Below are 14,289 nucleotides of genomic sequence, written 5' to 3'. Positions count from 1 at the left end.
GAAAGAATCAGAACAAGTGTCTAGAAAAACATGTGCCAAATATTGACTTAGGAGCACTTTTTATCAGCAAGTTTTATTGATAGGAAAATGTTGAGAGTGCAAAAACCTGATTACGCACAGTATTACGGTTATGTAGGTTTTATTGATAGGAAAATGTTGAGAGTGCAAAAACTCAAGTCATTTGAGACTCGCGCTCTCATTTGTTTTATTGATAGGAAAATGTTGAGAGTGCAAAAACGGATAGTTACTAACATATTGACTGTCAACAGTTTTATTGATAGGAAAATGTTGAGAGTGCAAAAACGCAAGTGAAAAATCAGAGACCAGAATTCTAGTTTTATTGATAGGAAAATGTTGAGAGTGCAAAAACACTACGCCTAGTATGGTGCCATTCATTTTTGTTTTATTGATAGGAAAATGTTGAGAGTGCAAAAACTGCTTCACAGTATCAGCAAAGAAATGTTTTGTTTTATTGATAGGAAAATGTTGAGAGTGCAAAAACCAACCTTGGTTGTTCTCTCAATTTGATTTCGTTTTATTGATAGGAAAATGTTGAGAGTGCAAAAACTGCCAATTGCTGCACCTCCTTTCCTGAAAAGTTTTATTGATAGGAAAATGTTGAGAGTGCAAAAACCATTGGTCGACCCAGATACACACAAGTTAAGTTTTATTGATAGGAAAATGTTGAGAGTGCAAAAACACAAAGATGCACAAGCTAAGCAAGATTTACGTTTTATTGATAGGAAAATGTTGAGAGTGCAAAAACGAATGTGTAAATAGGTTGACGGCGGTCAATGTTTTATTGATAGGAAAATGTTGAGAGTGCAAAAACGCTACAATGAGGTACGCATTAACAAGATGAGTTTTATTGATAGGAAAATGTTGAGAGTGCAAAAACTGAGTGATGTCATAAGCCTTTTGATTAGTAGTTTTATTGATAGGAAAATGTTGAGAGTGCAAAAACGTGCTGAACAATCAGCCGAGATTGCAATTAGTTTTATTGATAGGAAAATGTTGAGAGTGCAAAAACAGTTACTGCAGGAGATTTATCACAGGCAGAGTTTTATTGATAGGAAAATGTTGAGAGTGCAAAAACGCTCTTGATTGTATCTGCATTTAAACTCTTGTTTTATTGATAGGAAAATGTTGAGAGTGCAAAAACGCAACGGTTTAATGCAACGTGGGCATACCAGTTTTATTGATAGGAAAATGTTGAGAGTGCAAAAACTATTAGACAAAAATCAAAAACAAAAAAGGTGTTTTATTGATAGGAAAATGTTGAGAGTGCAAAAACAAGCTAAGAAGCTTGTCCGCAACATAAGCGGTTTTATTGATAGGAAAATGTTGAGAGTGCAAAAACTATCAGACATTAAGATCCGACCTCCAATCTGTTTTATTGATAGGAAAATGTTGAGAGTGCAAAAACATCTTGTCAAGCAAGATTATTCTCAAATCAGTTTTATTGATAGGAAAATGTTGAGAGTGCAAAAACCTCAAATTAAAAATTGCCGCTTTTTATTCTACAAAACTGGATCTTCTATTCCTAAGAACTCGTCAATTCAAGAGTCAAGATAGGCACGTTCTGCATTCGTAAGCTTTTTGAGGCCATAAGTAAGATTAGATATTTTGAATCCCAAAATTTCGTCTAACACTTTTAATAGTACAATATCCTGATAAGACTTTCCAGTCATGGTACATTTTCCACCAATATATGCAACAATTTCATAAAATCTTTGACAAAGTTGGTTATCAGTTATATCTAGATTTCCAGGGTAGTGATTTTCAATACTATTTCTAAAACTATCAAAGTCAGGCATCTGGTACAATTCATCTGCTAAAACCATCGTATTTGGAACATTCTCCGGTTGATACATTATCTCTAACGGTGCCTGACTAATTACAAATATGTGAATTAGACCCGTTTTTTCTGCAAGTTGTACCAATCCATCTATCAATACTTGAATTTTTTCAGTTGTTAAAAAACTTGCTAAATTAATTAAAGCAATCCACGTTTCCTTGGGATTATTTTCCAGACTTTTCTCTAACAAAACTAGATACTCATCTACAAACTCATTGGCATCCATCATTTCCAACGGAAAATTATGACTTCCAGATGCATAAGATAAAAAAATATTATTCTTCAATAATTCTGTATATGTCAAGCTCGATACATTTGAAGAAATATTATTAGATACTTCCTTAAGTTTTTGATTAAATAATGACTCGATTTTCAATAAATGATTTTCAATTTTTTGAAGTTCAATATTTATATCAATACTTTCAAATAATGTCGTCAGATATTCTGTCATTAAACTAGTTTTCTCGAAGCTCACTTCTTCGAAAAGCGAAGAACCATATTGTAAGAAATGAATGTTAATGGAACCTGATTTCAATAGTTGATCATTCCGATAAATTTCAATTCCATTTTCACCATAGACTAGTTCTTCCAAATCTGTCAAAACTCTCTTATTTGCGAATCTTTTCAAGCTTCTAACAAATTCTTGCGCCATTTTCTGATTTTGACCATAAAAAAACAATATGTCCGCTTCGTCAAACTCGATAAATTTGTTATCTTCAATCTCTACTCTCATATGATTACCATCTTATTATTGCCAACTGCTACTTCTTGTGGGGCCTTTTCTCCGGCTAAAAAACAACGGTCGTTAAATTGCTTCTCGGAAACATACATTAATTCAACCAAACCATTATAGGGAGTGACCTTCTTTAGTTGATCTTCATATTTTTTAAGTTGACTTCTATTGGGTAAAGTACGTACATAAACAGATTCTTGAATCATCACAAATCCCAATTCAATTAACCGCTTACGAAACACTCGATAACGCCTCAACTCTACTTTTGACACCATTGGTAAATCAAAAAAACAAATTAATCGCAATCTATTGTACACCTCGCATTCCCTCCAATGTTATTACTAATAATTCTTCCTTCTTTCCCTGCATCATCTTAATAAATGAATTAACATAGTCCAACATAACTAAATCAATTGTTGTTTTTCGCCCCTTATGAATATAAGGTTGATTCAAAAAATTAATTAACTCACATCTTATTTCCCAACTAAGATACTTTGGATAATTAGGTAGAATTTTATCTAGAATATACCAATCCATCAATGGCCTAAATGGTTCCATCAAGTCATCTACTAAATTAAAAGAATTAAATTCATTGCGATGAAAAACACCTAAGGTTGGAATCAGCCCTAAACTTGTCACCAATCTTGCCATGTAAGCTCTAATTATTGTATAGCCATAATTCATTGCACCATTTTCCAAACACTCTCTTTCACGAGTAAAATTCTTGCCATATAAACTATTAAAATAAACTTTGGCAGCGTGACCCTCACGATTAGTTATATCTGCAGATTGAATATTTTCAATTAATTCCTGCATTTTATCAACTCTATCTGCATCCACTTCGTATGCACTCAAAACCGCTTTCTGATTCGTCAGCTTTTGTTGAATTATTTCTGTCCACACTTCTTTTCGTAATTCAGTACTCCATGCCACTTGTTCCAAATTTCTTTTCGCAGTCCTATGATACTGTCCAAAACCCATGTAAATTCCACAAGGAATATACTTATTATCGCAAACAATCACAGCTATATTATACTGTGCAAATTTCGATAATAATCTAGTCGTTAACGTTAAAATTTTGCCTTCCAACGTAACAGTCGCAATATCCGAGAGCGGCACAATATACTTTTGCCCAGCCTTTTCAATTTGTAAATTATCTAACTTCAGACGAAGATAATCTCCATCCTTTACCATTATGTTTCTCCAAGTCATTTTAACTCCTTTCCTATTCTTATAATTTAGATACAAAAAAAACTGCCTAAGAGGCAGTAATTTCGGCATAAAGCCTTATCTTTGCAGATTCTCAATCATTTTCCTATCAATAAAACGATTGAACATGCACTCCGTCGAGTACAGTGATCCGTCAATCACAAAGCAATTGTAACATAATAAATAAACTTTTACAATCGTTAAAAATTACTTTTTATATAAACTTAACTCTGGATCATCTGACTCTTTTGTAATGTAATATGGATTTCCTAAAACATCTGTATTTACTTTGTAGAGTTTATATCCAACTCTGGCCATTTTCTTGACAAACTGACCGCTTGGAGTCATTTGACCATAAAAACCAACATCTTCTTTACTATCAAATTTAGACTTATAAATTGGTTTCAGTTCAACATATCCTTCGTTACTTGTCGTCCTAGAGGCAAACAATAATTCAAGTGATTCACCTTTTTCATCAACAATCTTTACTCGATTGTTTCGATACAAACTGAATCTAAATCCGCTATTTTTACCAATTGGTTTCCATGTTTTTGTACCATCTTCGCTTATACCATGTTTTAACTTCTCATATGCTTCGCTAGTAATCCCATAAACACCGTTTGTGAATTTTAGATCTGAATATTTTAAACCAAGTAATTCATATTGCCGAGTTTCTGAATTAAAATAGACATCTGTTCTCCATGGTTTTAAGCTTTGTAAAACAACCTTATTTTTTGCATTTATAGGTGTAATATCAATATGGCTTCCAATCTTCGAATCATAGTACTTTATACTCACTATTTTAGGCCCATCATTATGCTTGGCATATTTTGTGATAAAATCATTTTCTCGGCGATAAAGCTCGAAAGGTGAAACCTTAACTCTTTTGACTTTTCCGTCTACTTGTGTAATTTCTTCCGAATCAGGATAAGAATTAAGTATTTCAACTAATTTTCCCCATGTTTTCGGATCTTTTTTCTGCATTAAAAACTTGACATCACCTGTTTTACTCATTTTATCGTATATTTTTTTAAAACTTGTAAAGCTATCAATATCATATATATTCTTAATTGTGCCTAAAATATATCTTTCTTGCACTTTTTCTACTTTTCCGCGTTTATTTATTTCCTTTTCTTTAATTCTTGTACCATAAATTGTCTGATTTGCAACTGAACGATTAGCTTTTTTGTCAACATGATGACTGAATTTTACAGGGTTTTCTGGATTAGTAATATCATTTGCTAATTCTACCTGTTTAAAGAGTGGAAAATCATAAAGTTCATTAATGAGCTCTTCAAATTTCTCATTTTGAATGACCGGTATTTTCTCTAGTAACTTAGCTTCCTGTGACATTTTAATTGCTTCTTTATCTTGCAGAATTTCTCCTGTTTCTCTATCAATGTCAATTAATTTTATAGCCTTATCAAATACTTTCAATAATGGGAAACTGGCGATAATACTAGCATCAATCGCGTGATGATGATATGTATCACGAGTTTTCTTCAGCCCACCTACTCCGTTCCACTTCTTACGCATCTGTGATGTCCATTTCCCACGAACTATTTTAACCTTTGTTGATAAATTATTTGATTTAAAAAAAGAATAAAACTCATCAAGTACAATACGTGAGGCATATCGCGTATCGTTAAGATTTCGCTGGATAAAACCACGCTGTGTAACAATGTCACTAAGATCCATATCATTCAATAAATTATCCATCTTATTTTTTGAATAATTCTTATTTGTTTTCACCTTAGCAACATATTCAGTTTTATTTTGTCCAAAACCCCCGCCATTATTTAGCCAGCCAAGTGGTGTTTGCTTTCCTTTTGCCTGATTACATTGGCTGTGTACCAATACTTTATTATTTTGAGAATCATCAAAACTTACAGAAATTGGTATAATATGGTCAACCTCAAAACTATCATTATTATTGATTAGTTGAACCGCCTCAATATTTTTCCCACAATAAGGGCAACAAGTACCTTGTTGATACCAGTACCGCACCTTCTGAGATAGGCCCCTGACCTTACGATAATGTGCAACTAATGCACTGTCTGATATCGTCATCTGTTGTTTAACTAATGCATCAGCAGCTTCTTTTTCTAACTCATTTTGCTTCTGTCTTTTAACAATACCTTTTTTTATATCTGCCTCATTATCTTCACGTGGTAATTCAATAACAACGTCGCTAATATTATCACGCCCTATTTTCTTAGCAATTGCATTAAAAACATTAACAGCCTCACGTGTGGCTTTAGCAACAACGGGATTATATATACCTTCTGTAATTCTTCGTGCAGGAATGTTTTTGAGCCCTTTATATTTTTCACTATTAGACTTCACCAGACCCAAACGTGTCAAAATAGTGATTTGTTCTTCAGAAGTATTCATCAATTCCGGTATAAGTAAATTAAGTGTTTTATAAGAAAAGCTATGCCATGTTGCTCGACCATCTACCAAAAAATCCTTATTTTTATTGATAATAAGTTCCTTTATCTCATTGGAGACATCTATATTACTTTTATTCAATTGTTTACGAATTTCAGCTTTCTCAGTATTAAGTGTCAGAATATCAGCGATTTTGTTAACTAAATTAATGTCCAGATCATTTGCTTCTATATTAATCTTAGCAAGTTCTTTACGAAATCTTCGATAACCAGAGAGTGTATGCATAATTGGCTTTTCAACCTTATCAATTCGGAACCCTTTGATATCATCTTTTTTACAACCTATTATTTTACAAATTTGCGTTATTCCAAACAAACCATTTGTAGTTTTATCTGCTTCAATGATTTCCCTTTTTGTTTGAGTTGTTAGCTTTCCATCTTCAGTATTGGTTACTGTTAAATTGTTCAAATCATTAAGCATATTATATATCTGTGCAGTTACACTTGATGCTGATGCTCTTTTTTCTCCGCTAATTTTATCTATTCCTATGAGTTCATCAAAAAGATTATCTAATGTTCGACCATCTTTTTTATAAATTCCATAGTCTGTGCGCGATTTCTCATTTCCAGGTCCAACAAAATAGTCTCGTTTACGACTAATGAATGGTATGAACTTTGTAATAAAATCATCAGTAATTTCTGGATAAAATTCCCTTTGCTTTGTCAAAATTTGTGTAGCTTCCTTAACATATGCCGATGAAGGAAAAACATTGAGCAAAGTTATATTTTCATCTTTTTTTACATGTCCACGAACTTTACCAAACTCCTTTAACCTTTCCAATTGTATTTGACCAACTGTCTTTTTAATTAACAATTGACGATTAATATTAATTGAAGTCTTGTAATCAGTTACACCACTTGTTCCATCATCTTCCAAATCACCTAAATCATAAGAAATACCTCGATGTTTTACGATATGGTAAAGTGCAATAACAAGTTCCTGCTTTGTTAACATTTTGGACAAACCCTTAACACGCAATTTATAAGGGCTTTCAGTACTATTTACTAAAAGTTTGTAGTGTATATTCCCATTTTGATCTACTACTTTTGTGTCTATAAAATTTTCTTCTCCTAAAAAATTTATTACGTCCGCTAATCTATTTTTCCTTCTCCTAATCAGACGCCTTGTTCCCCTATATCCGCGACGATCTTGATTAGCCGCTGCATTTCCTGATGGAAAAATACGACTGCCTAAATCAACAATTTTTTTCTTCTCAATATCAATAATCGACCACCCAACAGAAGAAATCCCAATATCCAACCCTATACTATACTTTCCCATAACTTATCCCTCCACAACTTTCTAATATATTTTATCATATTTTATTAAGTGACTGATTGTAAATTTAAATAATTAAAAGTAGACTTTTAAATTTTTTATTTTCTGAATTACTGGAGAAAAATCATTTTTTTGAATTTTACTTCCCAAAACTGAAAAAATTTCAAATTTGATATCGTCAATTCAACTATCTTCAAAATTAATCATAAACACACTATGAACTATTCGCTACTTAACAGTGGCATTACACTCAGAGGTACATTATGACTTGAACTTGTCCTGTGATTATGACAAATAAAAAGGGAACCCAATTCAGAATTGAGTTCAAAGATAATAATATATATTTAAAGGTTAATTTGCTTTTTACTAAACTGGCAATGAAACAAATTACCTACGATTATGTTCCCACAACTATTGCCCTGAATTAGAAAGACGTCAACAGAAACGTTAATTAGAAGATTTGTACTTGTGATATACTTGATAAAAATAATATTGGAGGGATTTCTTTGTATTCCTATATTGAAATTAATTTTTTCTTATTACTTCTTGCTGCGTTGTGTCTTTTTATGATGCTGCTATTTTCAAGAAGGGCATCTAAAACCTCAAAAAAAGTCAATGAGCCTAAAATTCAATATACATCTTTAATTAAAAATTATAAGAAAGATAATTTAATTTCTATTGATGAAATCAAATCTCTCTCTGCTGTTAATAGCTATCCGTTTCCTGTATTTTTTTTCAGGACATTTCCTTTTAACCTTCTATTCTCACTTTTCTTCATTATCGTTGCTTTTTTTTATTCTGCATTTTACGACCAAATTGGGTCGCTATGCTTTGTACTATTTCTGTTATGGGAAATATTTTGGCTATTGTCCTACATTTTCTTTAAAAGGAAAAGCATTAATTTACATTCACAGATAAAAAATAAAAATCCAGCGCTTCTTAAAAATCCCAATATTGTTAATCTGACTATCCAATACGACGAAAAAATTTCACCACTAATAAAAAAAATTACCTTTTCTGTCTTGCTTACTTCAATTTTTATGAACCTCGCATTATTATTATTGGCTTCTTTTTTTAATTTTTCTCATTTTTAATCACCGCTATTAGAGCTGCCAGTCCTGTTTCTAGTCACTGCAGAAGACATATCAGCCGAGAACTTACCATCAAATTCCTCTGGTGTGATTCCCTTACACCAAAATCCGCTTGAATAATATACGCAATATTTCCTGTAAGCTTGACGTTATCTTAAACCTGGATTTCTACACAAACAAGCATACATTCGAACATTCTATAAAAGTTTTGGATCAACTGAGCCATTAGGATATATTTTTTAATTCATTTTTCACAACACTAAAACTTCGCGGCATTTGTCAAAAATATGTCACCTAATATTTCGTTTCTTGTCAGTTATTGACAATTTAAAATAATCTAAAGTAACAAAAAGTAACAACATTCGACAAAAAATAGAAAACATAAAAAAGCCATGGTCCCTTTGAGGGGAACCATGGCTTTTGTTATTTATTATCGTTTGTTATTAAAGTTTTTCTTTACTTACAATGTTCAACTTCTCGTCCAAGTCATAAACAACTGGTTGACCTGTTGCCATTTCAACACCCATGATGTCTGCATCTGAGATGTCTTCAATGTATTTTGTAAGTGCACGTAATGAATTACCATGTGCTGCGATGATGACGTTCTTGCCTTCAAGCAACTTAGGAGCAATTTCGTCTTCCCAGAATGGAATAACACGTTCCAAAGTAACTTTCAAGTTCTCACCACCAGGAATAGCACGTGGGTCAAGGTCTGCATAACGACGATCTTGTGCTGCAGAGCCTTCATCATCAGCACTCAAAAGTGGAGGAAGGACATCATAAGAACGACGCCAAATGTGTACTTGATCTTCGCCAAATTTTTCAGCAGCTTCTGCCTTGTTTTGACCTTGCAATGCACCATAATGACGTTCGTTTAAGCGCCATGATTTTGTTTCTGGAACCCATAACTGACCTGATTCTTCCAAAGCAAAATGCAATGTCTTGATAGCACGAGTCAATACTGATGTATATGCCTGATCAAATTGGATTCCTGCTTCTTTTAACTTACGTCCAGCTTCCTTAGCTTCTTTTTCACCTTGTTCACTTAAGTTAACGTCAACCCAACCGGTGAAAAGGTTCTTCAAGTTCCATTCACTTTGTCCGTGACGGATAAAAACTAATTTTGTCATAACTAGCAAAAACCTCTTTCATTATATGATTTGTTTACAACTCACATTTTACACTGAAAACTTGAAAATTCATAGTCCAAACAAGTTATAAATTGTGAAAAGAATTCTTAGTTTTTCAAAGCTTTCAATATATAATTGACCGCTTTTTCAACGTTCTCGGGAGTTGTTGCAAGATTCAATCTGATAAATCCCTTTCCAGCTGCTCCAAACATCTCACCATAATTAACCGCGAGTTTTGCATCATGCTGCATAAAGTGATGCAACTTGCTTGGATCTACAACTGCTCGCATATCGACCCATGCCAAGTAAGTTCCTTCAAGTTCAGTAATTTTAATTGTTGGTTCATTTTCAGCAAACTGATTCTTAACATAATCAAAGTTGTATTTGATTAGCCCAAGCATTCCAGATAGCCAATCTGCTCCTTCACGATAAGCAGCCTCTGCGGCGACCTCACCCAGTAAATTACCACTTGGCAAGCACATCCTTTCAACGTACTCATCATACCTTTCGCGAATCTGCGGATTTGCAATTACCACATGACTGCTCTGCAATGCAGCCAAGTTAAATGTCTTGGATGCCGCATCAAGCATCACAATATTATCACGATAAAATCCATCTTTGATTGAGATAGCCGAGACAAACTTGTTGTCTCCAATAATCAAATCGTGATGAATTTCATCAGAGATTACCAATACTTTCTCCTCACGACAAATTTCGAACAGTTTTTCAAGTTCTTCTGCGTTCCACACTCTTCCAACCGGATTATGCGGTGAACAATTAATCAATAACTTAACGTGTTCGTTTTGAATCTTAGCGCGAATATCCTCAAAGTCCATTTCATAGTGTCCATCATCGTTCTTCAGATTCGAGACAACTAGCTTGCGTTCACTGTTTTCAATCACATGCATGAATGGATGATACACAGGTTGCAGCACCATTACTGCATCATCTTGCAGCGTTAAAACATTTACGAGTGCACTGATCGACTGGACCACTCCTGACCCGAAACGAATCCATTCCCTATGTAATTCTGTTCCATATCGTTCTTGCTGCCACTTAAAATATGCTTCGTAATAGCTGTCGGGTGTCAATGAATAGCCATAAGCACCATGTTCAATTCTTTTTTTTAGGGCATACATGACTGCTTCTGGAGCCTTGAACTCAGTATCAGCTATCCACATAGGAAGAAGATCATTCGTTCCAAAGCCGTCCTTCATCCCGTCCCATTTGACCGAATCTGTGTTCTTACGTTCAACTGCATACTTTTCTACAAAATCTGCAACCTTCATAATCTATCTACTCCTTACGACTCAATTTATCCTTAATTTTAACCAGTGCAGCTTTTTTCCTCTTAATGGGTTTTACTCCTAAAATGTCCAATAGGAAAGTAAAAATTGGAATACCAACAATTAATCCCCACATTCCAAAAAACTTCTCTGAGATAAATAATACTACAAAGGTGTAAAAAATAGGGAGTTCTGTTTTATTTGACATCAGCTTAGGATTAAGGACATAGGACTCCAATGAATGTACCACCAATAACATGATGACTATGTACAGTACATAATTAAGTCCACCAACCGAATAACCTATAATACCCATAGGAACCGCTGAAATAATAACCCCTGCTACAGGAACAAGACTCATCAAAAAGATTAGCAGGGACAAACTAAACAGCTGTGGCATCTGCATTATTGCAAGACAGATTGTTGTCAACGTTGTGTTCACAATAGCAATAATAAACTGTGTTTCAATAACTATTCCAAAAGTGTTAACGAATTTCTCAGCAAAATAATATATATCTTGGAAAAACCAGTCATATGGTCCTTTCAAAAAACTACGCGAGAAACTGAACATTCTCTTTTTCTCAATTGTGAAAAAGAAACTTAGGAACAGTGACACTAAGAAAGTCACGCCCATTGAGCCAATACTTGTTACATACTTGAAAAGAATAGTTACTCCATTTTTCATCTGTGAAACAATAGTTGATGTACTTATGTAACTATTAATATAACGTAAGATTTCGTTTCCATTGAATGACGGTTTCTGGTAAAAATCTATTACATATTTGACCATTGATTCCGTCTGATAGAAAAGCTTAGGCAAATATATTGTTACTCCAAGATATAAGGAACCCAGTATTAATAGGTACACGACAGAAACAATTAACGGTGCCGGTATTTTTAGATACTTTCTAATAAAATTAGTTAAACTAATTACCAGAAAAGTAAAGATAAATGTTAATAATATCAAGCTTAATAATTCACGCATCTCATATAAAACAAAAATTACGGCCAGTAACACAACTGTCCGCCGTAATCGTACATTAGCAATAAATTTCTCCCATATTCCCAAAAGACCACTCCTAAGTTTGTTAGTATTCCCCGATTTCATTGTACCTAAAAATAGGCAATGACAAAACCCTTTTTGTGTGGCTTTTTTTAAGTTACAAACAAATATATTTTCTTATCTGCATTTTGTGTCCAAATTCAACTAATCCTCTACAAAAGTCTCTCTCACTATTTCCACGTCAAATAAAGGCAATTCAAGACGGTACTGCTAAACTCATTTAAAAACTTATAATTCAATTGTCATAACTACGCAATATCTCACGCAGCATTTCGAGACTTTTTTTAATTTCTCTTCCAATATCCGTATCGGCTACTGTCTGCCTTTCAAGTTCTTGGTTGACAATTTTTCTAGTTGATATGATGTCGCGACCATTTTTTACGGCATCATTTTTAGATGTAAAAGGATGATGGGTAACTAACTGCAAGCCATAAGAATTGTACAACAGAGTATATCCACCAATTCCTGTAATAGGCTGGTAGGCCTTTGAATATCCACCATCAATCACAATCATTTTCTTATTCGCCAAAATTGGTTCTTGCTCTTTTTTCACTGGTGTATGTCCATTAATTACATGACCAGTTTCTTGATTAAGCCCAAATTCCTTAAGTAATTGCTCACAGAACCACTCTTCCTTGCGTAGTTCAAAATATGCATTTTTGTGTTCAACCTTAGGCTCATCTTCAGATATAAAATAGCGTGCGAAAGTTGTCATACAATGTTTCCCAAAAAGAGGTGACAACGACCCTTGCCATAAATACCAAATCATATCGGCATCAACGCTTTCGCCTTTGTGCGGTTTGCGGTAGGCTTTTCTTAATTTTTGCTCGCAAAAATCTAACAATTTTCTCCCAGAATAAGACTTTCCTTCATACTCAAATGCTTGGAATGTACCATCTTCTGCAACTGGGATACATCCATGAAATAATAAATTGCCATTATAGACCTTATACATACTGCCCTTGCTGACTAGAAAATCTAAATGTTTTCTTAATTTGGTAGCATTCATAAACGAATTAAGCAGTGATTGAACAACTTCTGCTTCCTCTTGTGTCAATTCAAATGGAGCATCATGCTTAACAGTTCCAAAACAGCCATTCTCTAATTTGTAATTAACACCATCTATCTCAATCTCATCCTTATTCCAATCAATTTGGTCAAGTAAAGCCAAGTCATTTAGATTAAATTCTGGCCTACGTTTTTTTAATTGCCCTTCAAGCTTGAATTGTATTATTGCCACAGCTTGATGGATCTGTGTAATTTGAAGTTTCTCATCCGGCATTACAAAGTCTGCATTTTCAAGCGTTTTTGGTCTAAAGGCTGCATTATCTCCATAATTTTTCTCAGCAAACATTGATAAGTGTCTTAAGTTGATTCCATAGGCTTCTTCAATAATCGCAAGGTTATTATATCTTGCACAAATTCTTAAGAGATTCATCATACACAGTGCCGAACCTGCCACTGCTCCCAACCACAAGACATCATGGTTCCCCCATTGAATATCAAGTGAATGATATTTCATAAGTGTTTCCATTATCTTATCAGGAGCCGGCCCCCGATCGTAGATGTCTCCAATCACATGCAGATGATCAACCACAAGTCTTTGAATTGTATAACAAGTTGCTGTAATAAAATAATCCGACTGATTCAGCTCTACTAAATTACGCAGAATCTTGTTATAGTAGTTTCTCTTATCATGTTCTTGCTGGTCGTTATAAAGAAGTTCTTCTGTGATATACACAAAATCAGGATTTAGCGCTTTTCTGACTTTTGACCTTGTATATTTTGTAGCAGTTATCTTCAGCAACTCAATCAAATTCGAAATCGTATTAAGATACCACTGCTCAAGTGTTTCCTGATCTGGCATTTCACTTTTTTGAAATACCAGTTCATCTTCAGGATAATAGATTAGCGTAGCAAAGTCTTGAATATTTTTGGGTGTTAATCTGCCTGCAAAGTTCTCCTCAATTTTTTGTTTAATGTTTCCCGATCCATTTCTCAAAGTATGATCAAATGCATTGAATTCACCATGTAAATCACTGACATAATGTTCCGTAGCTTTCGGCAGATTCAAAATTGCTTCTAAGTTTGTTATTTCTGTTATTATTGCTTGTTTGGTTGGAAATTTCTCACGTACCAATTTTTCAACATATGACATATCAAGATTCCTCCTGTGAATCCATTTCTTTT

General features: G+C 33.8%; 9 protein-coding genes and 1 CRISPR repeat array. Of the genes, 1 reads left to right on the top strand and 8 read right to left on the bottom strand.

Translation table 11 applies throughout. The features are described from left to right. Nucleotides 1–70: 70 nt before the first annotated feature. Nucleotides 71–1,492: a CRISPR direct-repeat array (repeat unit 36 nt; unit sequence GTTTTATTGATAGGAAAATGTTGAGAGTGCAAAAAC). 67 nt (nt 1,493–1,559) lie between these two features. From csn2-St to cas9, 4 genes are all read right to left on the bottom strand, one after another. Beyond that, nucleotides 1,560–2,591 carry a CRISPR-associated protein Csn2-St gene (csn2-St, locus tag IV36_RS06880; protein ID WP_056991466.1) on the bottom strand — a complete coding sequence of 344 codons (1,032 nt, stop codon included), beginning with the start codon at nt 2,589–2,591 and terminating at the stop codon, nt 1,560–1,562. Next, nucleotides 2,588–2,908: a CRISPR-associated endonuclease Cas2 gene (gene cas2, locus IV36_RS06875; RefSeq protein ID WP_268872858.1), complete on the bottom strand. Its 321-nt coding sequence runs from the start codon at nt 2,906–2,908 to the stop codon at nt 2,588–2,590. Before cas2 ends, csn2-St begins: the two co-directional genes overlap by 4 nt. Next, nucleotides 2,898–3,785, bottom strand: coding sequence for a type II CRISPR-associated endonuclease Cas1 (cas1, locus tag IV36_RS06870; protein WP_235810267.1), 888 nt, complete (start codon nt 3,783–3,785; stop codon nt 2,898–2,900). Before cas1 ends, cas2 begins: the two co-directional genes overlap by 11 nt. 222 nt (nt 3,786–4,007) lie before the next feature. Beyond that, nucleotides 4,008–7,532, bottom strand: coding sequence for a type II CRISPR RNA-guided endonuclease Cas9 (cas9, locus tag IV36_RS06865; RefSeq protein ID WP_056991464.1), 3,525 nt, complete (start codon nt 7,530–7,532; stop codon nt 4,008–4,010). 503 nt (nt 7,533–8,035) lie between these two features. On the opposite strand from cas9, the gene IV36_RS06860 reads away from it, so the two are divergent. After that, nucleotides 8,036–8,623, top strand: coding sequence for a hypothetical protein (locus IV36_RS06860; protein WP_056991463.1), 588 nt, complete (start codon nt 8,036–8,038; stop codon nt 8,621–8,623). Nucleotides 8,624–9,063: 440 nt separating this feature from the next. On the opposite strand, the gene IV36_RS06855 is transcribed toward IV36_RS06860, so the two are convergent. The 4 genes from IV36_RS06855 to IV36_RS06840 all read right to left on the bottom strand — a co-directional run bounded on the left by IV36_RS06855 (nt 9,064) and on the right by IV36_RS06840 (nt 14,257). Then, complete coding sequence (locus IV36_RS06855) at nt 9,064–9,750, bottom strand: 2,3-diphosphoglycerate-dependent phosphoglycerate mutase (protein ID WP_010078152.1); 687 nt, start codon at nt 9,748–9,750, stop codon at nt 9,064–9,066. Between the two features lie 107 nt (nt 9,751–9,857). Then, on the bottom strand, nt 9,858–11,039 hold the full coding sequence (locus tag IV36_RS06850) for a MalY/PatB family protein (protein ID WP_056991462.1): 1,182 nt from the start codon (nt 11,037–11,039) through the stop codon (nt 9,858–9,860). A gap of 7 nt (nt 11,040–11,046) precedes the next feature. Then, nucleotides 11,047–12,105: an AI-2E family transporter gene (locus IV36_RS06845; RefSeq protein ID WP_056991461.1), complete on the bottom strand. Its 1,059-nt coding sequence runs from the start codon at nt 12,103–12,105 to the stop codon at nt 11,047–11,049. Between the two features lie 229 nt (nt 12,106–12,334). Continuing rightward, nucleotides 12,335–14,257 (bottom strand): fructose-bisphosphatase class III, encoded by a 1,923-nt coding sequence (locus tag IV36_RS06840; protein ID WP_056991460.1) that lies wholly within the window; start codon nt 14,255–14,257, stop codon nt 12,335–12,337. Nucleotides 14,258–14,289: the final 32 nt, after the last annotated feature.

It is taken from the genome of Liquorilactobacillus mali (genome assembly GCF_001437155.1).
In the GTDB taxonomy this organism is placed as follows: domain Bacteria; phylum Bacillota; class Bacilli; order Lactobacillales; family Lactobacillaceae; genus Liquorilactobacillus; species Liquorilactobacillus mali_A.
The sequence above is the reverse complement of the archived record's forward strand: the minus strand, read 5'-3'. Positions and strand labels throughout refer to the sequence as shown.

Excerpts from the sequence above, each read along its gene's own strand:
- IV36_RS06840 (WP_056991460.1), bottom strand. The coding sequence starts at position 14,257 with ATGTCATATGTTGAAAAATTGGTACGTGAGAAATTTCCAACCAAACAA.
- cas9 (WP_056991464.1), bottom strand. The coding sequence starts at position 7,532 with ATGGGAAAGTATAGTATAGGGTTGGATATTGGGATTTCTTCTGTTGGG.
- csn2-St (WP_056991466.1), bottom strand. The coding sequence starts at position 2,591 with ATGAGAGTAGAGATTGAAGATAACAAATTTATCGAGTTTGACGAAGCG.
- IV36_RS06855 (WP_010078152.1), bottom strand. The coding sequence starts at position 9,750 with ATGACAAAATTAGTTTTTATCCGTCACGGACAAAGTGAATGGAACTTG.
- IV36_RS06850 (WP_056991462.1), bottom strand. The coding sequence starts at position 11,039 with ATGAAGGTTGCAGATTTTGTAGAAAAGTATGCAGTTGAACGTAAGAAC.
- cas1 (WP_235810267.1), bottom strand. The coding sequence starts at position 3,785 with ATGGTAAAGGATGGAGATTATCTTCGTCTGAAGTTAGATAATTTACAA.